Source organism: Actinosynnema sp. NPDC053489 (genome assembly GCF_044544865.1).
Taxonomy (GTDB): domain Bacteria; phylum Actinomycetota; class Actinomycetes; order Mycobacteriales; family Pseudonocardiaceae; genus Actinosynnema.
The window spans coordinates 74,018-92,042 of the sequence record NZ_JBITXT010000017.1; the positions used below are offsets into that span (position 1 = coordinate 74,018).

General features: G+C 74.1%; 16 protein-coding genes. 10 read left to right on the plus strand and 6 right to left on the minus strand.

The genetic code is table 11. The annotated features are described in order from the left end of the window. The first annotated feature begins 29 nt into the window (after window positions 1-29). The 4 genes from ACIGNX_RS30375 to ACIGNX_RS30390 are packed head-to-tail and all read left to right on the plus strand — an operon-like array spanning window position 30 to window position 3,518. Window positions 30-845, plus strand: coding sequence for an ABC transporter permease (locus ACIGNX_RS30375; RefSeq protein WP_396544253.1), 816 nt, complete (start codon window positions 30-32; stop codon window positions 843-845). Between the two features lie 25 nt (window positions 846-870). Beyond that, entirely contained in the window at window positions 871-1,887 is a 1,017-nt protein-coding gene (locus tag ACIGNX_RS30380; protein WP_396544254.1) for a glycine betaine ABC transporter substrate-binding protein, read from the plus strand. Further along, window positions 1,880-2,653, plus strand: a complete 774-nt coding sequence (locus ACIGNX_RS30385; RefSeq protein WP_396544255.1) for an ABC transporter ATP-binding protein — start codon at window positions 1,880-1,882, stop codon at window positions 2,651-2,653. The genes ACIGNX_RS30380 and ACIGNX_RS30385 overlap by 8 nt, the downstream gene beginning before the upstream one ends. Before the next feature lie 31 nt (window positions 2,654-2,684). Further along, window positions 2,685-3,518 (plus strand): TauD/TfdA dioxygenase family protein, encoded by an 834-nt coding sequence (locus ACIGNX_RS30390; protein ID WP_396544256.1) that lies wholly within the window; start codon window positions 2,685-2,687, stop codon window positions 3,516-3,518. Window positions 3,519-3,540: 22 nt separating this feature from the next. On the opposite strand, the gene ACIGNX_RS30395 is transcribed toward ACIGNX_RS30390, so the two are convergent. Next, the gene (locus ACIGNX_RS30395) at window positions 3,541-4,491 is read right to left on the minus strand and encodes a zinc-binding dehydrogenase (RefSeq protein WP_396544257.1); all 951 of its coding nucleotides are present in this window, start codon (window positions 4,489-4,491) and stop codon (window positions 3,541-3,543) included. 83 nt (window positions 4,492-4,574) lie between these two features. Here ACIGNX_RS30395 and ACIGNX_RS30400 point away from each other — a divergent pair, with 83 nt between their 5' ends. Then, window positions 4,575-5,015, plus strand: coding sequence for a MarR family winged helix-turn-helix transcriptional regulator (locus tag ACIGNX_RS30400; protein WP_396544258.1), 441 nt, complete (start codon window positions 4,575-4,577; stop codon window positions 5,013-5,015). An 82-nt stretch (window positions 5,016-5,097) separates the two neighbouring features. Here the strand turns inward: ACIGNX_RS30400 and ACIGNX_RS30405 are convergent, their stop codons facing one another. Beyond that, the gene (locus ACIGNX_RS30405; protein ID WP_396544259.1) at window positions 5,098-7,596 is read right to left on the minus strand and encodes an SdrD B-like domain-containing protein; all 2,499 of its coding nucleotides are present in this window, start codon (window positions 7,594-7,596) and stop codon (window positions 5,098-5,100) included. A 122-nt stretch (window positions 7,597-7,718) separates the two neighbouring features. Here ACIGNX_RS30405 and ACIGNX_RS30410 point away from each other — a divergent pair, with 122 nt between their 5' ends. Further along, window positions 7,719-8,501: a hypothetical protein gene (locus ACIGNX_RS30410; RefSeq protein WP_396544260.1), complete on the plus strand. Its 783-nt coding sequence runs from the start codon at window positions 7,719-7,721 to the stop codon at window positions 8,499-8,501. Between the two features lie 6 nt (window positions 8,502-8,507). Here the strand turns inward: ACIGNX_RS30410 and ACIGNX_RS30415 are convergent, their stop codons facing one another. Further along, window positions 8,508-9,824, minus strand: a complete 1,317-nt coding sequence (locus ACIGNX_RS30415; protein WP_396544261.1) for a right-handed parallel beta-helix repeat-containing protein — start codon at window positions 9,822-9,824, stop codon at window positions 8,508-8,510. 65 nt (window positions 9,825-9,889) lie between these two features. On the opposite strand from ACIGNX_RS30415, the gene ACIGNX_RS30420 reads away from it, so the two are divergent. After that, window positions 9,890-11,020, plus strand: a complete 1,131-nt coding sequence (locus ACIGNX_RS30420; protein ID WP_396544262.1) for a Dyp-type peroxidase — start codon at window positions 9,890-9,892, stop codon at window positions 11,018-11,020. Here ACIGNX_RS30420 and ACIGNX_RS30425 read toward each other — a convergent pair. After that, entirely contained in the window at window positions 11,017-12,597 is a 1,581-nt protein-coding gene (locus ACIGNX_RS30425; protein WP_396544263.1) for a LuxR C-terminal-related transcriptional regulator, read from the minus strand. The two genes, ACIGNX_RS30420 and ACIGNX_RS30425, sit on opposite strands and share 4 nt — an antisense overlap. 474 nt (window positions 12,598-13,071) lie before the next feature. Here ACIGNX_RS30425 and ACIGNX_RS30430 point away from each other — a divergent pair, with 474 nt between their 5' ends. After that, window positions 13,072-13,344 (plus strand): GlsB/YeaQ/YmgE family stress response membrane protein, encoded by a 273-nt coding sequence (locus ACIGNX_RS30430; RefSeq protein WP_396544264.1) that lies wholly within the window; start codon window positions 13,072-13,074, stop codon window positions 13,342-13,344. Between the two features lie 70 nt (window positions 13,345-13,414). Here the strand turns inward: ACIGNX_RS30430 and ACIGNX_RS30435 are convergent, their stop codons facing one another. Together ACIGNX_RS30435 and ACIGNX_RS30440 are read right to left on the minus strand one after the other, a co-directional pair. Beyond that, entirely contained in the window at window positions 13,415-15,229 is a 1,815-nt protein-coding gene (locus tag ACIGNX_RS30435; protein ID WP_396544265.1) for an FG-GAP-like repeat-containing protein, read from the minus strand. 64 nt (window positions 15,230-15,293) lie between these two features. Next, entirely contained in the window at window positions 15,294-15,992 is a 699-nt protein-coding gene (locus ACIGNX_RS30440; protein ID WP_396544266.1) for a hypothetical protein, read from the minus strand. 500 nt (window positions 15,993-16,492) lie between these two features. On the opposite strand from ACIGNX_RS30440, the gene ACIGNX_RS30445 reads away from it, so the two are divergent. Continuing rightward, complete coding sequence (locus ACIGNX_RS30445; protein ID WP_396544267.1) at window positions 16,493-17,533, plus strand: hypothetical protein; 1,041 nt, start codon at window positions 16,493-16,495, stop codon at window positions 17,531-17,533. 6 nt (window positions 17,534-17,539) lie between these two features. Further along, on the plus strand, window positions 17,540-18,022 hold the full coding sequence (locus ACIGNX_RS30450; protein ID WP_396544268.1) for a hypothetical protein: 483 nt from the start codon (window positions 17,540-17,542) through the stop codon (window positions 18,020-18,022). Window positions 18,023-18,025 lie beyond the last annotated feature (3 nt).

The window sequence follows — 18,025 nt, forward strand, 5'->3', positions numbered from 1 at the left end:
GCTCCTCCCGGCACCGCACGGAGTTTCCCATGACACCACGGCAACCGCGCCGCACCGCGCTGTCGGCCACGCACTCGGTCCTGGTGCGGGTGGCGGCCGTGGCCGTGCTGCTCGCGCTCTGGGAGCTGCTGGTGCTGGCCCGGTTCTGGCCGCCCGCGGTCCTGCCGGGCCCGGGCCAGGTGTGGGACCAGCTCCTCGCCGCGTCCGACAGCGGCAACGGCCAGGGCGGCTACGCCGGGTCCACTGTGGTCGAGCGGCTCGGGGTGAGCCTGCGCCGGGTCGGCTACGGCTGCGCCTACGGCATCGTGGTCGGCGTGGGGCTCGGGTTGCTGATGGGCCTGGTCCCGCTGGTCCGCGCGGTCACCGAGCCGTTCGTGACCTTCCTGCGGGCGCTGCCGCCGCTGGCCTACCTCAGCCTGCTGGTCATCTGGTTCGGCATCGACGAGGAACCCAAGGTCTACCTGCTGGTGGTGGCCGCGTTCCCGCCCGTCGCGGTGGCCACCGCCGCCGCGGTGACCGGCGTCAACCGGCAGTACGTGGAGGCGGCGCACGCGCTGGGCGCGAACCGGCTCGGGGTGATCGGCACGGTGGTGCTGCCCGCGTCCGCGCCGGAGATCCTGACGGGCGTGCGGCTGGCCGTGGGCGTGGCCTACAGCTCGGTCGTGGCCGCCGAGACCGTCAACGGCGCGGACGGCATCGGGGGCATGGTCCTCAACGCCCAGCGCTACAACCAGACCGCGGTGGTGCTGCTCGGGCTCGTCGTCATCGGCGTGACCGGGTTGCTCATCGACACCGCCATCCTCGCGCTGCAACGCGCCGTCTCGCCGTGGCGCGGGCGGGCGTGAGCGCCGATCACCCGGGAGCACAACCATGTCCGTCACGCGCAGATCGATCCTGTCCCTGTTCGCCGCCGCACCGGTGCTGGCCGCCTGCGGGGTCGGCGGCTCGGCGGAGTCCGGCTCCGGCGGGCGCCAGGTGCGCATCGCCTACCAGAACTTCGCCGACAGCACGCTGCTGGTGAAGGACCAGGGCGTGCTGGAGAAGGCGCTGCCCGACCACCGGATCTCGTGGACGTCGTTCGACTCGGGCGCGAGCATCAACACCGCGTTCCTCGGTGGCGCGGTCGACCTCGCGGTGATCGGCAGCAGCCCGACCGCCGCCGGCCTGTGCCCGCCGCTGAACATCCCCTACCAGGTCGTGGAGCTGCTCAACGTCATCGGGGACAGCGAAGCCCTGGTGGTGCGCAAGGAGAGCGGGATCACCGACATCAAGGGGTTGGCGGGCCGCAAGGTCGCCGCGCCCTTCAGCTCCACCGCGCACTACAGCCTGCTGGCCGCGTTCCAGCAGGCCGGTGTGGACCCGGCGTCGGTGACGCTGGTGGACCTGGAGCCGCAGAACATCCAGGCGGCGTGGCAGCGCGGGGACATCGACGGCGCGTACGTGTGGACCCCGGTGCTCAGCGTGCTCCAGCAGACCGGCGTCACGCTCACCGACAGCGCGAAGCTCGCCGCCGCGGGCAAGCCGACGCTGACGTTCACCGTGGCGCGCAAGGAGTTCGTCGAGCAGAACGGCGACGTGCTGGACAAGTGGCTGGCCGCCACCGACGACGCGATCAAGAAGATCAAGACCGAGCCGCGGGTGGTCGCCGAGGCGGTCGCGCGGCAGATCGGCGCGGGCGTGGACGACGCGCTGTCCCAGCTCAAGCAGAACATCTACCTCGACCACGCCGAGCAGCGCACCCCCGAGTACTTCGGCACCGCCGACGCGCCCGGCGAGCTCGCCGACCAGTTGCGCGCGGCGGCGGAGTTCCTGCACGGGCAGAAGAAGGTCGACGCCGTGCCGGACCTGGCGGTGTTCCGCGCGGCGCTGCGGGTCCCCCGTGGGTGAGCCGCTGGTCGAGCTGACCGGCGTCGAGCACCGGTACCGGGCCAAGGGCGCCGACGTGCCCGCGCTCGGGCCGCTGGACCTGCGCGTCGACCCGGGCGAGTTCCTGGTCGTGGTCGGCCCCTCCGGGTCGGGCAAGAGCACGTTGCTGCGGCTGGTCGGCGGGTTCGAGCGGCCCACCACCGGTCAGGTGCGGGTGCTCGGCGGCACCCCGGTGCCCGGTCGGGACGTCGGCACGGTGTTCCAGCAGCCGCGGCTGTTCCCATGGCAGAGCGTCGGCGGCAACGTCGGCACCGCGCTGCGGTGGGCGGGCGTGCCCCGCGCCGACCGTCCACAGCGGACCCGCGAGCTGCTGGGCCAGGTCGGGCTGGCCGAGCTGGGCCCGCGCCGCACCTGGGAGATCTCGGGCGGCCAGCAGCAGCGGGTGGCCATCGCGCGGGCGCTGGCCGCGCGCCCCCGCCTGCTGCTGATGGACGAGCCGTTCGCCGCGCTCGACGCGCTGACCCGCGAACGCCTCCAGGAGGACGTCCGCTCCCTGACCGACGACGGGCGCGGGGTCGTGTTCGTGACCCACAGCGTGGACGAGGCCGTGTTCCTCGCCAGCCGCGTCGTCGTGCTGTCCGACCGGCCCGGCCGGGTGGCGCTGGACCTGCCCGTGCCCCTGCCGCGCGACGGGGTGTCCGCCGACGAGCTGCGCGGGTCGGCGGAGTTCGCCGCGCTGCGCGGCGAGGTGGCGGGCACCGTGCGCGCCACGGCGAGAACCCACTAGCACGGCGAGAACCCACCAGGAAGGGAAGACCATGCCGCACATCGAGCCGTTGACCCCCACCCTCGGCGCGCGCGTGACCGGCGTCGACCTCAACGACGTCGACGAGTCCGCCGCCGCGCTGCGCACGGCCCTGGTCGAGCACAAGGTCCTGGTGTTCCCCGGCCAGCGGTTGACCCCGACTACGCACCGCGCGTTCGCCGCCGCGCTGGGCGAGCCGACCCCCGCGCACCCCGTCGTGCCGGGGCTGGACGCCGACCACCCCGAGATCTACGTGCTGGACGCGGGCGACGGCGGCAAGGCCCCCGTGTGGCACACCGACGTCACCTTCATGGCCCGCCCGCCGCTGGGGTCCGTGCTGCGGGCGGTCACCCTGCCGCCGACCGGGGGCGACACCTGCTGGACCGACCTGGAGGCGGCCTACCTGTTCCTGTCCGAGCCGCTGCGCGAGCTGGCCGACAAGCTGACCGCGCTGCACGACGGCCGCAAGGACTTCGAGGAGTACCTGCACGACCGCCTGGGCGGCGAGGGCAACACGTGGGAGGGCGAGCGCATCCGGTCGCTGGAGCCCGTCGAGCACCCCGTGGTGCGCGTGCACCCGGAGACGGGTCGGCGCAGCCTGTTCGTCAACCCCGGCTTCACCACCCGCCTGCCGGCGCTGTCGGAGGCCGAGAGCCGGGCGCTGCTGGACGTGTTCTTCGCCGCGATCGGCCGGCCGGAGTTCACCGTGCGGCACCGGTGGAGCGAGGGCGACGTGGTGGTGTGGGACAACCGCAGCACCGCGCACTACGCGGTGGACGACTACGGCGCCCAGCGCAGGGTGATGCACCGGATCACCCTGCGCGGCGACGTGCCGGTGGGGGTCTGACCGGCACGGCCCGGAAGGGGCGTCAGGGCACGTAGACGATGCGGTCGTCGGTCTCCTCGTCCCACGTCTCGGCGACCCGGGCGAGCGGCACGGCCCGGGCCCGCACGTCGACGGCGCCGGTGTGCACCGCGACGGCGAGCTCGGGCAGCTCGGCCAGGAAGTCGCGGGCCGAGAGCGAGCCGAAGCCGCTGCCGCACAGCTGGAGCCGGGACGCGCGCAGCACCGAGGCGGGCACGGGGCTCGTCTCGCCCGCCACCGAGCCGATCTGGACCCAGTCCAGCGGGGCGCGCCGGTCCCGGCGGGCGGTGACGAGCGCGGTCATCGCCCGCGCGGCCGGCTCGCCCCACACGTAGTCGAGGACGACGTCGACGTCGGCGGCCCGCCCCACCTGGTCGAACGTCACCACCTCGTCCGCGCCCAGGTCGCGCGGCGCGGCCAGGCGGGAGGTGTCGCGCCCGGCGGCCACCACGCGCCCCGCGCCGAACCGCCTGGCGATCTGCACCGCCATGCGCCCGGCGTTGCCGGTGGCCCCGAGGACGAGGACGCCCTGGCCCTCCCGGAACGCGACGCGGCGGCGCAGCGCGACCCACGACGACATCGCCGGGTTCATCGCGGCGGCGATCCGCACCGGGTCGACGTCGTCCGGCAGCTCCACGCTGCGGCGGGGGTCGATCACGGTCCGCTCGGCGAACGTGCCGAGGCGGCCGTCCTCCAGCACCGCGTACCGGAGCCTGCCGTGCGGGTCGCGCACGACGGCGTCCACGCCCGGCACCAGCGGCAGGACGCCGGTGGCGCTGTGGTCGGCGCTGTGGCGGGCGCTGTAGTGGGCACCGTTCGCACGGGCCCGGACCAGGCGGTGCAGCCCGGTGGCGAGCACGTCCACGACCATCGCGTCCTCCCCCTCCGCGACGGGGGCGGGGTACCGGTCGTAGCGGGGCGGGGCGTCGAAGGCGGTGACGACGGCGGCGCGCATGGCTGCTCCTCGAAGTTTGGTTTGTATTACCAACTACTTCGAGTTTGGTTTGTAATCCCAACCATGTCAAGTACGATCGCGGTGTGGAAGCCGACGACGCCCTCGTGGACGCGCTCGTCCGGACGTCGTTCCGGATGATGGCCGTGCTGACCCGCATCGGGTCCGAGCACGACCTGTCCCTGACGCAGCTCCGGCTGCTCGGCCTCCTGCGCGACCGCAGGCCGCGGATGACCGAGCTGGCGGCGTTCCTGGGCCTGGACAAGTCCACGCTGTCGGGCCTCGTCGAACGGGCCGAGCGCCGCGGCCTCGTGGTGCGCGGCAAGTCGCCGGAGGACCGCCGGGTGGTCGACGTGGCGATCACCCCGGCGGGCGCGGAACTGGCGGCCAGGCTGGAGGAGCAGGTCCGCCTCGCCCTGGCACCCGGCACCGACCGCCTGCGCGCGGACGACCGCGTGGCGCTGACGCGGCTGCTCGACACCCTGGCCGGCGAGCGCTGGACCGGCGGCCCGACGAACGCGCCGTGACGCGATCGATTATCCACTGTGGACTGACGCGGGACGGGCCGCACGCCCGCGGCCACCGAGGACCGCGGGCGGGGTGCTGTGACTAGCCGCGCTTCGGGCGGCGCTTCCGGGAGGCGAACGCCAGGACCGCGCCCGCGCCCAGCACCACGACGCCGAGACCCGCCAACCACGTCAGGCCGGAGGAGACGCCGGTGTCGGCCAGCCCACCCCCGTCCCGGCCGGGCGGTGCCGTCGTGGTGGTCGGCTCCGGGACCGTCGTCGTCGGCGGCGGCGCGGTGGTGGTCGTCGTCGGCTCCGGCTGGGGGATGTACACGCCGGCGTCGATCGTGTGGTCGACCTCCCCGGCGTTCGCCGGCGCGGTGACGGGCGCGTACCCGTTGCACAGCGGCCCGCTGGTCGGCGGGACCACGTTCGAGTCGTGCACCCGGTCGGTGCCGACCACCGGCAGCGTGAACCTCAGCTCCGCAGCGGGCGGCCGGGAGGGCACCGAGGCGGTGTTCGCGGTGCAGACGTCGAACTGCACCGTGTAGTCCGCGCCCGGTGTCAGCTCGTACGCCGCGCCGACGCCGCCGAAGTAGTACTCGCCCGCCGCGTCGGTCCTGGTCGTGGCGACCTGCCTGCCCGCCGCGTCCAGCAGGTTGATCGTCGCACCGGGCAGCCGCACGTCCGCCGGGTCCTGCACGCCGTTGTGGTCGCCGTCGAACCACACCAGGTTGCCGATCTGGATCGGCGCGTTCGCCGCCTGGTAGGCGATGGCGCCGAGCCCGCCCGCCTTGCCGAACCCGTTGGCCGGGTTGCGGCCGACGAACTCGTAGGCGTTGCCGGTGGCGTTGTTGCCGGGGCCCACGCCCGTGGTGACGTCGTAGTAGCCGGTGCCGTTGGTGGCGACGTTCACGGTCGGGTCCATCTGCGTGCTGACGACCCACTGCTGCTGGGGGATGTAGGCGACCGCCCCCTGCGCGCTCTCCTGGTGCGGGCCGCTCGTGGTGGGACCGCCCGGAGCGAAGTAGTCACCCGGGAAGTACTCGACCACACCGGCGGCCTGCTGCCCGTCGTCGGCGGTGGTCGTGTGGTCGGGGCAGGTCCCCGTGCCCTCCCACGAGTACCCGCCCTCGGGGTTGGCGCAGGCCATGGTGATGTCGCCGCCGGAGAAGCCGTTCTGGGTGTTGTCGACGCCCGGCCGCGGGTCCAGCGACCCCCAGCCCGCGGCGTCCATGAACCGGTCCCGGAAGCCGAGGACCACGTTGCCCTCGCGCGTGAACGCCAGGCTGGCCAGTTGCGGCTGCGGGTCGATCAGCGCGCCGTTGCCGTTCACGTCGTGCGCGGACCAGGAAGCCAGGTCCGTGCGCCACGGGTTCCAGTGGTTGGTCTGGGCACCGGCGGCCGCGCCGGTGAGGACCTCGCCGCGCTCGAAGTCCAGCGGCCGGGTCAGCACCGCGGTGAACGTGGTGCCGTCGTAGGCGTACACGACGGCCTTGAGGTCCGCCCTGTCCCGCGTGCTCTCCGCGCTGCACACACCGCCCACGTACACCGTGCCGTCGTGCGCGGCGATCGAGAACGGCCGCCAGTCGGTCGGCGCGGCGCAGCCCGGGTCCGGCACCGGCACCTCGGAGCGGGGCGCCGACGCGGTGGCGCCGGTGGCGTCGAAGCCGACGAGGGTGCGGGTCCGCAGGTTCATCGCGTACAGCGTCGAGCCGTCCTCGGACAGCGCCAAGCCGCCGATGCCCTCCTTGCCGGGCGCCTCGGTGAAGCCGCCGTCCTTGATGAGGTTGCCGGTGTCGTGCGGTGTCACCGCCGCGCCCGCGACCTTCGCGAACAGGGCGGGCGCGCCGCCGCCGTCGACCGGCACGGTGTAGATCGCGTCGCCGCCCTCCGGCCCGTACCGGGTGTGCCGCCGCGCGAACGCGGCCTGGAACAGCCGCTGCCGGTACTTGTCGTAGGCCAGGCCGAACGTCGTCCCGACCTGCGCCTGGGTGGCCAGCGTGGTCGGGCAGGCGACGGTCTCCGGGCACGTGCCGCGCGCCCGCACGCCGAAGGCCACCAGCGCCCGGGTGTCCGAGCCGTTGCCGCCGTTCTGGACCGGCACGAAGTACCGGGTGTCGGGCAGCGCGTAGTGGACCGGGTTCCAGACGCCGGTGATCACCGAGTCGTCCCGGCCCCCGGAGACGTCCACGAAGGTGGTGAAGCTGTCGAAGTGGTCGGCCGCCGTCGAGGCGGGCGCCGCCCGCAGGTAGCCGTCGTAGGGCGCGGGGATCGTGACGTCGACGCGGTAGTGGCCGCCGGTCAGCACGGCGGACGGCGGCACGACGACCTTGCCGGTCGCGTCGGTGACACCGGTGACGTGGTGGCCCTCGCGGTCGGAGACGTCGACCGCCATGCCCCGCTGCGGCACGTCCATCGTCGTGTTGATCACGCCGGTGCCGAAGAAGTCCCGCAGCACCTGGACGGTCAACGTGCCGTCCGTCGGCGAGGCCGCCGCCGTGCCCGTCGTGGCCCCCGTGATCCCGCTGCCCACCAGCAGCAGGGCGGCCAGTCCCACGCGCGCCGGTCGGCTTCTCGGCGCCCGGGTCGTCCGGCTCATCGTCGTCCCCCCGCGGAAAGTCGTGGTGATCCGTCACAGACAACCAGAGCGGCGTGCTCCGGTGGGGTGGGTCGTCGGGTGAATCAGGGGGTGAATCGGCATCCCTGTTACCGTCGGGCCACATGCGGAGCATGCGAGCCCGGCGCGGCGGACCGCCGCGCCGGTGGTCACGGTCGCACTGGGCGGTGGTCGTCGTCGGCGTCGTGGCCGCCGCCGCGGTCGGCGTGGGCGGGTACCTGGTCCTCGACCACAGCTCCGGCCCGTCCGGCCCGCGCGCGTTGACCGCGGACGAGGTGAACCGGTTGGCGATCGCGCGGTTCCGCAACTACGAGGCGGGTGGCCGCGCGGTCACGATCACCGTGCCGACCACCGCGGGCGGGCTGGTGATCACCGGGTCCGTCGACTACCGAGGGGGCCTCGGTTACGGGGTGGTGCGCGGCACCGGGCGCGACGCGTCCGGCGACGGGCTGATCCAGTGGGACGCCACCACCGTGTTCGCCCACCCGATGGCCGACGTCCCGGCGGAACCGCCGGCCTCGCCGCCCGAGGGGCAGTGGCACCGCCGTCCGCTGCAGACCTCGGGCAGCTCCCTGGACAGCGCGCTGCTCATCGCGCTCAACCTCGGCAGCGACCGGCCCGACAACGCCGAGCTGCTGCCCCAGAACGGCGCCGCGTGGGTGGGGCGCGACGAGGTGGGCGGTCACGAGGTCGACGTCATGTCCGGGCCGAGCGCCCGCGCCAGGCCGGGCACCGCGGGCAACGTCCGCTACTGGGTCGACCCGGACGGCACCATGCACCGCGTGCAGGCCGACGTGGCGTCCGAGCCGCGGCCGGTGGTCGTCGACTTCGACGCCCGGCCCTACGTGCCGGTCCGGCCCGCGCCCGGGGTCGTGCCGACGCGGTAGCGCCGCTCAGGACGTGCGCACCAGCGCGCCCTCGGCGAGCAGCGTGGCCGGTGGCAGCACGACCTCGGCCAGGTCGGGCAGCTCGGGGACGGCGGGCACGGTGGTGGGGCCGGCGGTGGTGGCGTTCGGGAACTGCGGTTGCGGAGCGGGCGCGGCCACGTCGGTGAACGGGATGCCGTGCGGCGGCTTCGGGCCCGTCCACGTGCCGGAGGGCGACTGGTCGGCGGTCGGGCACGGCGCGGTCGTCGCGAGCCCCTCGGGCACCGTCGTGGCGAGGTCGTTGCCCCGCAGGCAGTTGCCGCGGCCGCGGGTGGCGGTGGGGAACGCCCAGCCCACGTCGACGCCGTTGCCGGCGAAGGCGTTCTCCTCGACGCGGTTGCCGTTGGGCGGCACGTCGGAGGTCGCGGTGATCACCAGCCCGGCGCCCGCGTTGCCGACGATCCGGTTGCGCACCACCCGGTTGTCGCTGCCGCCGTCGACGCCGACGCCGATCCCCCACCCGCCGTCGGCCTGCTCGGGCGTCGCGTCCTGCTGGTTCGCCGCGATCAGGTTGCCCGCGACGACCGCGCCCTCCTGCGGCAGCAGCTTCTCCTGGTGGTCGGAGTTGCTGGTCAGCCCGACCCGGTTGCCGGTGAAGCGGTTGCCGACCACGTGCACGTCGCCGCTGGCGTTGGTGCCCTCGAAGCCGACCGCGTTCAGCTCGGCGGTGTTGCCCCGCACCACGACCCGGCAGGGCTTGCACTGCCCGACGTAGATCCCGGAGTCGGCCGAGCCCGACGCGTAGGAGTGCTCGATGACGCCGTCCTGGGCGGAGAACGCGTAGATGCCGTAGAGCCCGTTGCGGGTGGCGGTCACGTGGGAGACCAGGAAGGACTTCAGGAACGTGACGGGCTCGTCGCCGGTGTCGTAGCCGCCCTCCCCCGGTGTCCCGGAGGCCGCCCGCGCCGACCCGGTGACCAGGACGCCGTTCTGGGTGTTGTTGCGGACCGTCAGGTTCTCCACGGCGACGCCGGGCGCGGTGACGACGATGCCGTTGGGCTGCCGCACCCGCCCGTCGACCACGACCCCGTCACGGGACTCGCCGCGCAGGGTCACCCCGGGCCGGTCGACCTGCACCGACTCGTGGTAGACGCCCGGCGCCACCAGCACGAGGTCACCCGGTCGGGCCAATGCCACCGCGGCGGAGATCGTCGGCGCGTCCGACGGCACGCGGATCGTCACGCGGTCGCCGTCGGGACGCGCGCCGCCGGACCCGCCTTCACCGGCGCCGCACCCGGCCACCAGGAGCGCCGCCGCGACCACCGCACCACCGAGACGAAGCATGCGGCCCAGTCTGGCACGACGACCGGATTCGCCTGCCACAGCCCGGATCTGGCACCCTCGACCCCGTGCGCCGAGCCGACGACCTCCCCTCACGTCGCACGTTCCTCGGCGCCACGGCGCTGGCCGCCGGCCTCGCCGCGGCCTGCGAACCCCGTGCCGCGCAACCGGGCGCGGGTGCCGCCGCCGTGCCGGCGACCGGTACCCACCAGGCGGGCGTCACGCTCCCCCGCGAGGCGCAGCGCAACCTGCTGGCCGTCGTGGCCGACGTCGCGGACGGCACCGCCGTCGGGCCGTTGCTGGCCGAGCTGGGCGAGGCGATCCGCGCGCTCACCGCCGGGACGGACGCGCGGCTGCTCGGCCTGCGCCCCGACGACCTCACCGTGACGGTCGGCGTCGGCCCCCGGCTGGTGAGCGCGGTCGACCCCGCCCTGCCCGGCGCGACGGACCTGCCGCCGTTCCGGCACGAGCGCATCGACCCCCGGGCGCGCGGCGGCGACCTGCTGCTCCAGGTCTGCGCCGGTGACCCGGTCGCGCTGTCGGTCGTCGCGGCCGCGTTGCTCGGCCGGGCCGGCGACCGCGTGCGCGAGCGGTGGCGGCAGTCCGGGCGTCGCGGTGCGACCGTCCCGGTGGACCGCGGCCTCACCGCGCCCCGCAACGTGTTCGGGTTCGTCGACGGCGTCGTGGGTCCGCACGCGGAGGAGCAGCAGCGGCGCGACCTCTGGCTCGCCGGGCCGGCGCCGGTCGCCGGCGGTGCCGTCGCCGTGCTGCGGCGCATGGAGCTGGACCTGGCGCGGTTCGCCGCGTTGCCCCGGGCGGACCAGGAAGCGGTGTTCGGCCGGCGTCGCGACGACGGCGCGCCGCTGTCGGGCGGCGACATCGCCACCGACCCGGACCTCGGCGCGAAGACGCCGGACGGGCGCTACCTCATCCCGGCGGGCGCCCACCTGCGCCGGGCGCACTCCACCGCCGCCGGCGTCGGGCTCATGCTGCGCCGCTCCTACAGCTTCGACGACCCCGCGCCCGGCCTGCTGTTCATCGCCTTCCAGAACGACCTCGCCACCTTCACCAAGACCCTGACCCGCATGGAGAACGGCGACGCGCTGCTGCCGTTCACCACAACCACCGCGAGCGCGACCTTCCTGGTCCTGCCGGGGTTCGACGAACGGCGACCGCTGGGCGCCACCCTCTTCCACTAGAGCACCCCCAGTTCGCGGGCCCGCATCAGCGCACCCTCCCGAGTGGACGCGCCGAGCTTGCGGTAAGCGCTTTTCACCTGCGTGCGCACGGTGTTCACCGACACGACGAGCTTGCGCGCCACCTCCGCGACGGTCAGCCCGGCCTCCAGCTCGGTGAGCACCAGCTGCTCGCGGTTGGTCAGCTCCACCAGCTCCACGCGGTCGGGGAACACCGGCCGCGCCCGGGCCAGGCGGTGCGCCGCCTCGTCGGTCAGGGGCACGTCGCCCAGCCGGAGCACCTCGTCGCGGTCCTCCGGGGACAGCGAGGCGAGCGACAGCACCTCGTCGGGCGGGCGCACGTGGCGCAGCAGCACGAGGGACCGGCGCGCTTCGTCCCGGTCGCCCATGCGCAGCGCGGCGACCGCCTTGAGCAGCAGCACCTGCCGGACGTCCCGGCGCGAGGCCGTCTCGTGCCACGACGTGCGCGAGGTCATCGCCCGGACCGCCTCGTACTCGCCGTTGAGCAGGCGGAGCCGGGCGGCGGGCAGCGCGAGCCACGTGCCGTGCGGGTCCGACTCCTTGATCAGCCGCAACGCGCGGGTGGGCCGGCCGGTGGCGATCAGCAGGTCGACGTGCGCGCGCCGGATCACCTGGCAGGCGGCGCCCTGCCCGACGAGCGCGGGCGCGTGGGCCAGCGGGAGCGCGCCGAGGTGCGCCAGCGCCGTCACCGGGTCGCCGAGGTGCAGCCCGTGGGCGAACACCAGCGCCGCCACGAACGGCCACACCTCCAGCTGCCCGGTGCCGTCCCCGGTGACCTCCAGGCGGCTCGCGACACCGGCCTCGTCGTGGCGGTCCAGCGCGTCCCAGCCCTCGGCGATCGCGCCGCCCGCGGTGAGCGGGGAGCGCACCCGCTCGGCCGGCGGCTCGAAGCCGCGCATCCTGTCGAGCCACCGGCCGGCCAGGGCGCCGTGGCCCAGGTGCGCGAAGACCATGGCGAGGTTCGCGGCGGCGTTGAGGGCCGTCGCCGCGGTCCCCGGCTCGCTCGTCGCGCGCTCGTACGCCTGCCGGTAGAACTCGACCGCGCCCGGGAAGTCGCCCGCCAACGAGCGCGTCAGGCCCCGCTGCAGGGCGAGCCGGCCGGGGTGCGGCTCCGGGTCGGCGCCGGGCAGCGCCCTGAGCCGCGCCGCGCGGGCGGTCAGGCGCTCGCCCAGCTCCTCGGCCTCGGCGGTCGCACCGCGCAGGCGCAACCCGGTCACGGCCGCGGTGCCGACCGCGACCAGCGTCGCCACCGACGTCTCGGCGTCGAGGTCCATCGCCGCCGCCAGCCGGGTGCCGGTGTCCGCGTAGTGGTGCAGGAATGGGCGCGGCCCACCGGCGTGGGGCCCGCTCACCGCGTGGTAGGCGGCGACCCACGCGAGCAGCAGGCGCGGACGGGCGCGCAGCTCCTCGTCGGGCACCTGGTCGAGCACGTCCATCAACCGCCGGGCGAGATCACCCCCCACGTCGAGGGCGTGCTCATCGCACACGGCTTCGAGCGCCGCCCAGTCCCGGGTCGCGGCGATGGTCGCCAGCGTTCCCGGCAATTCGGCGACCGGCACCCGAGCGGATCGCGTCCTGCGCGGCACCGCCCCCGCCCCTCTCCAGGCCGAGCCGGTGGACCCCGTTCCCCGACCACGAGTCCCCGTGCTTTCCACCACTCGCTGTTGCGAGCAACAGGGGCAACCCTGGCACGCGTGCGCAGCAGTCGTCATGCCCGACAACCGGGTGAATTCGGCCCCGACCGCCCGAACAGGGCGAATCGGGAACGGAGCGGTGCCCGCCACCGTCCGCTTTTCCCGCATTTCCGCAGGTTTGCGGTCGAAATTCACCTCACCGCGGCCGGCCGTGCCTATTGGTCCCGGAACGGCGCGCCGGCGGTGGCACGGCGCCCCCCGGAGAACCTCCCGGGGAACCTCCCGGGGAACTTCTCGGCGCGGGAGGTGTGAAACCCGGGCGGGTTGGGCATCCCAGGCTCAACAACGACCACGTCGCGTCGCAGGAGTCGGCGTGGCACGAGGACAAGGAAGCGCACCGTGGGCATCCTGGGTTGGATCGTTCTGGGTCTCATCGCCGGCGCCATCGCCAAGGCCATCATGCCCGGCCGTGACCCGGGCGGCATCATCATCACGATGCTGCTGGGCATCGTCGGCGCCATCCTCGGCGGCTTCATCGGCCGCGCCATCTTCGGCACCGACATCGGCAGCTTCTTCGACCTGAGCACCTGGCTGCTGGCCATCCTCGGCTCGGTCGTCGTGCTGGCCATCTACCACCTGGTCACCGGCCGGAGCCACCGCGCCCACGGCTAACACCCCCCACCACCACCGACTCGGGCCCGCCGGACACCACCGGCGGGCCCGAGTCGCGTGCGGGCCGCGGTCAGCGGGTGGCGAACCGGCGGGCCAGGTTGCGGGCCACGTGCACCCCCGGACCGCCGAAGCCGACCAGGTCGAGGCGGCCGTCGCCGGTGAGGTCGACGAGGTGGCGGGGGTGCCGGTCGACCCGCCAGCCGCCGGCGTCGTCGTCGTGGCCGAACCCCCGGCACACCAGCCGCGCCTGCTCGAAGCCGCCACCGCGGCGACCGTGCGCGACCCACACGCCCTCGTCGCCGAAGCCCACCACGTCGGGCGTGCCGTCACCGGTGAGGTCGGCGACCAGCCGCAGGTGCCTGCGGCCCGTCCAGCCCTGGGCGCCGCCGAAGTCGTTGAGGACCAGCTCCGCCCGGCCGAACGTGCCGTCGCCCCGGCCGCGCGCCACCACGACGCCCTGCGGGCCGAACCCGACGACATCCGCGGTGCCGCCGGGCGCGGCGACCAGGAAGCGCGGGTGCTCCGCGGCCGTGCGCCACCCCTGGTCCACGCCGAAGTCGTCGAGGACGAACACCGGTTCGGCGAACGCGCCCCGCTCGTCCTGCGCCGCCACCCAGACCCCGTCGTCGTGGAACCCGACGACGTCGAGCCGGCCGTCACCGGTGGTGTCCACGAGGAAGCGCGGGTGCCGGTCGGCGTGCCACCCGCCGGCCCGCTCCCCGAACGCGGGCAGGGCGGGCGCGTCCACCGCGGCGAACCCCCCGTCCTCACCCTGGCGCGAGACCCACAGCCCGTCGTGGCGGAACCCGGCGACGTCCACCCGGCCGTCGCCGGTCGTGTCGACCAGGAAGCGCGGGTGCTCGGCCCGCCACGCCCCGGCCTGGTCCCCGTGCCCGAACGCCCGGACCACCGGCTCGCCGCGCATCGGCGGGAACGTGCCGTCCCCGGCCTGCCGCGACACCCGGACCCCGTCGGCGCGGAACGCGACCAGGTCGAGGCGGCCGTCGCCGGTCGTGTCGGCGAACGACCAGATGTCGTCCCAGCCCCAGTCGGAGGACGACGTGAACTCGTGCAGCACGCGCTCGGTGCCCTCGAACGTGCCGTCCCCCCGCCCGACCGAGGCCACCACGCCCTTGCCCGGGCGGACACCCACCACGTCCGCCCGACCGTCGCCGGTCAGGTCGGCCACGAACCGCGCGGCGGAGCCGACGCGCCACCCCGTGCCGCCGGGTGCGACCGCGGTGGTGTCGGCCGGCTCCCACTTCCCGGCGGCCTGGTCGCGCCCGAACCGGTCGAGCACCAGCCGCACGTCGCTGAACGACGGCGTGGCGTCGGGCGTCGGGCGCAGCGAGGCGGAGCGGACCAGCCGCCAGGACTGCCTGCCGTTCCAGTGGCTCACCGGCACCCACCGCAGCACGGGGTCCGAGGCGCGTTCGGGCGCGACGGGGACGAACCGCCACCGCTGGCTCGCCGCCGCGTCGTCGTACTCGCGCAGGACCACCCCCTCGCCCTCCTCGGCCGCGGGGTCGGCCAGGTCGAGGACGTCGCCGTTGGTCGCGGACTCGATGCGGTACAGGTCCGCCTCGCCCGCCACGGGCACGACGTGCCACTGCTGGCCCCGGCCGCCGTGGGCCGACCAACGGCGGACCTTGCCGTCCCCCGGCGCGGGGTTGTCGAGCACCCGGCCGCCGGCCGCGTCGCGCAGGGTGTGGGTCTCGCCGTCGGGCGCGGGCGCGAGCCGCCACCGCTGCGGGCTCGGGCCGCCGTCGGGCGGGCGCCGGGCGACGAGCGTCCCGGCCGCGTCCGACCGCGGGTCCGCGACGAGCGCCCGGCCCGTGGCGGCGTTGACGATCGCTACTTCGACGTTCTCGGTGGGAACGGGCATCTCGCTGCCTCTTCCGTGCGGTTCGGCCGGTGGCTGGTGGCGGATTCGCGTGGACGGGCGCGGCTCACGTCAGGACGTGGTGGTAGGGGACTTCCCACTCGTTCGGCAACCGGGGGTAGAACGTGTTGATGATCGTCCCGGTGAAGTCGCCGCCCCAGTTGTGGGTCACGCGGACCTCGCTGTTCGCGGTCACCGTGTGGTCCTTGAACCCGAGGATCGCGTCCGGGTGGGTGATCGGCACGAAGGTGATGCCGCCCCACGGCGTCACCGTGACGACCCAGAGCTGGGTGTCCTCGGGCGTGCCGTTCTTCCCGCGCCACTTGTCGCCCACCTTGTCCGGCAACCCGAGCTGCACGCCGTCGGACTGGGGCTTCGGGGCGTCCTGGTGCACGGTGAGGCGGCGGCGCTTCGGCTTCGGCGCGCCGTCGTCGCCGCGGCCGGCCGGCTGGTCCGGCGCCTGACCCGCGGCGCTCTCCAGGAAGTACAGCGGCCGCTGCCCGAAGAAGCCGCCGGGCGTGACGTGCCAGAGGTGCCCCCGCCGCTCCTTGGTGTCGGCGTCGAGCGTCGTGGCGAGCTGCACGCCCTGGTCGTGGCTCTCCTCCTTGAGGTTGACCGGTTTGAGGTAGCCGCCGTTGAAGGCGTGCACGAGCATGACCGGCCGGTTCTCGATCAACGCGGCCACGATCGCGTTGTCGTGGCTGTTCACCGGCACCGGGCCGCCGACCACCAGATTCGCCATCGGGGTGCGTTCCTGGGTGTACACCGCTGACACCTCGCCTTGTTCGCGCGGACGGGGGCACGACGCGTCGGAGCAGTCGACGCGGGGCCTGGGGTGACGTGTCGACGACTCCGCGCGAAAGAACGACGCCCGCCGAAGTGCGACACCTGAGCAGATGTGACCAGGTATACCGCAGGGCAATGCGGTCGGCGGGCACGTCACCCGATCGGCAGGAGATCGACGTCCAGTGGCCGAACAAGGGTCGGGAACTCTACGCAAACCAATCCCGGGCAGGGACGCGAATGGTGTTCGGGAGCGCCGTCCGGGTGACGACCGGAGAGCCGGAACCGATCAGCGGACGCGTCACCTGCGATAATCGCCGAATTACGCACGGTGCCCGTTCGTCTGTTTAGGCGGTGGCTTCCCGACGCGTGGTGACCGCGCCGGCGGCCGTGCTAGCTTCGGGCCCCGGGGCGAGCCCGCGCCGTCCATTTCACGAGCGCGGTCCCCGACGCACGGTCCCCCTACTCGGGCGAGGTCGAGGAATGCCTGCGAGCACGTACAACCTGGAACGGGTCGAACGCCGACCGCTGACGAAGCGGAATCTGCGGGAACTGGGCATCGAGCAGTCGTGGCAATCCATCCTGAACCACCCGAACCTGGTCTACGTCGACCCTTCCGGAACCAAGCACAAGCCCATCGGCTTCTCGCTGAACAAGTCCGGTTTCGGCGACTTCCGCGGCACCGCCCACCACCTGGGCTGGCTGTCGTACCTGCACCTGGGCGAACCGCTCATCGAGGAGCGCGGCAACCTCGAGCAACCCCCTCCCGACACGTTCTCGTCGCGCTCCTACGTCAACCGCAGCCAGACGTCGGCGATGAAGTTCACCGACACCATCAACTTCACCGTCTCCAACGCGGTCACGTGGTCGTTGCAGGGCCAGTCCCAGCTCACGTTCGGCGGCAAGGTCAGCGCGTCGCTGCAGCTGCAACTGCAGAACCAGCTCCAACTGCAGCTCCAGAACTCCACCCAGAACAAGAAGGCCAACACCGTCACCAACAAGAACAGCAAGGACTCGGTGGGCGTGGACAACGCCAACACCGCCGAGTCCTCGGCCACGAACGCGACGACCAACGCGACGACGTTCACGGTCCAGGGCAGCGCGACCGGCGCGGCCGAGCTGCACGCCCAGCTGATGCTCGGCATCACCGCGTCCGTCGGCGGCTCCCTGACCACCAGCTGGGGCTCGTCGTCGCAGATCTCCGGCGACGTCCAGCCGAACTCGCGGGTGCGGACCCTCGCCACCCAGCGGCGGACCCGCAGGCAGTACGCCTACGAGATCCCGGTGACCTTCTCCGGGTACGTCGCCGTCCGCTACGCGGTGCCCGCCGCGGTGCTGTCGCCGCCGCAGCCACCCGGGACGGACCACGTGGTGGCCCGCGACATCGCCCTCCTCGACCTGGCCGACCGCGGCACGTTCCGGATGAAGGGCTTCGCGGAGGTGGTGTCCTCCTTGGACGTCCACCACACGATGTTCGACGACGAGGTCCTGACCTTCAGCCCACGAGCGCTCCACAAGGGGTGACCGACCATGGTGTTCGACAACGTCTTCGGCTTCGCCGACCGCGGCGCGGGGCTGTTCTCGGTGAACCGCGACGACGCCAGGCCGCGCGCGGGCGAGGGGGTCGACTTCGAGGACGCCGACGACGACACCTACGACGACGTGCACCCGAGCCTGTTCACCAGCGGCATCCACGGCGGCTCGGCCCGGGCCCGGGTGGTGTCGGAGCAGTCGCCGGAGGCGCGGGCGGTTCTCGGCTTCCTCGGCGCGTTCCTCGACACCGCCCGCACCGCGTCCGACGCGCAGTCGCGGTACGCGGCGGACCCGGGGTCGGTGTCCCAGGCGGCCTCCGCCGGCATGCGGGAGTCCAGCACGACCGTCACCGGGCACGGCGACCTCCAGAAGGACTCCGACCTGGCGAGCCGGCCGGGCAAGGACGACTTCGCCTCGGCCCCCGAGGCGCCGGAGCCGACCGCCGAAACCCCGTCCCGGGTGTCGGGACCGAGCCGGTAGCGG

Excerpts from the sequence above, each read along its gene's own strand:
- ACIGNX_RS30375 (WP_396544253.1), top strand. The coding sequence starts at position 30 with ATGACACCACGGCAACCGCGCCGCACCGCGCTGTCGGCCACGCACTCG.
- ACIGNX_RS30380 (WP_396544254.1), top strand. The coding sequence starts at position 871 with ATGTCCGTCACGCGCAGATCGATCCTGTCCCTGTTCGCCGCCGCACCG.
- ACIGNX_RS30390 (WP_396544256.1), top strand. The coding sequence starts at position 2,685 with ATGCCGCACATCGAGCCGTTGACCCCCACCCTCGGCGCGCGCGTGACC.
- ACIGNX_RS30395 (WP_396544257.1), bottom strand. The coding sequence starts at position 4,491 with ATGCGCGCCGCCGTCGTCACCGCCTTCGACGCCCCGCCCCGCTACGAC.
- ACIGNX_RS30405 (WP_396544259.1), bottom strand. The coding sequence starts at position 7,596 with ATGAGCCGGACGACCCGGGCGCCGAGAAGCCGACCGGCGCGCGTGGGA.
- ACIGNX_RS30410 (WP_396544260.1), top strand. The coding sequence starts at position 7,719 with ATGCGGAGCATGCGAGCCCGGCGCGGCGGACCGCCGCGCCGGTGGTCA.
- ACIGNX_RS30415 (WP_396544261.1), bottom strand. The coding sequence starts at position 9,824 with ATGCTTCGTCTCGGTGGTGCGGTGGTCGCGGCGGCGCTCCTGGTGGCC.
- ACIGNX_RS30435 (WP_396544265.1), bottom strand. The coding sequence starts at position 15,229 with ATGCCCGTTCCCACCGAGAACGTCGAAGTAGCGATCGTCAACGCCGCC.
- ACIGNX_RS30445 (WP_396544267.1), top strand. The coding sequence starts at position 16,493 with ATGCCTGCGAGCACGTACAACCTGGAACGGGTCGAACGCCGACCGCTG.
- ACIGNX_RS30450 (WP_396544268.1), top strand. The coding sequence starts at position 17,540 with ATGGTGTTCGACAACGTCTTCGGCTTCGCCGACCGCGGCGCGGGGCTG.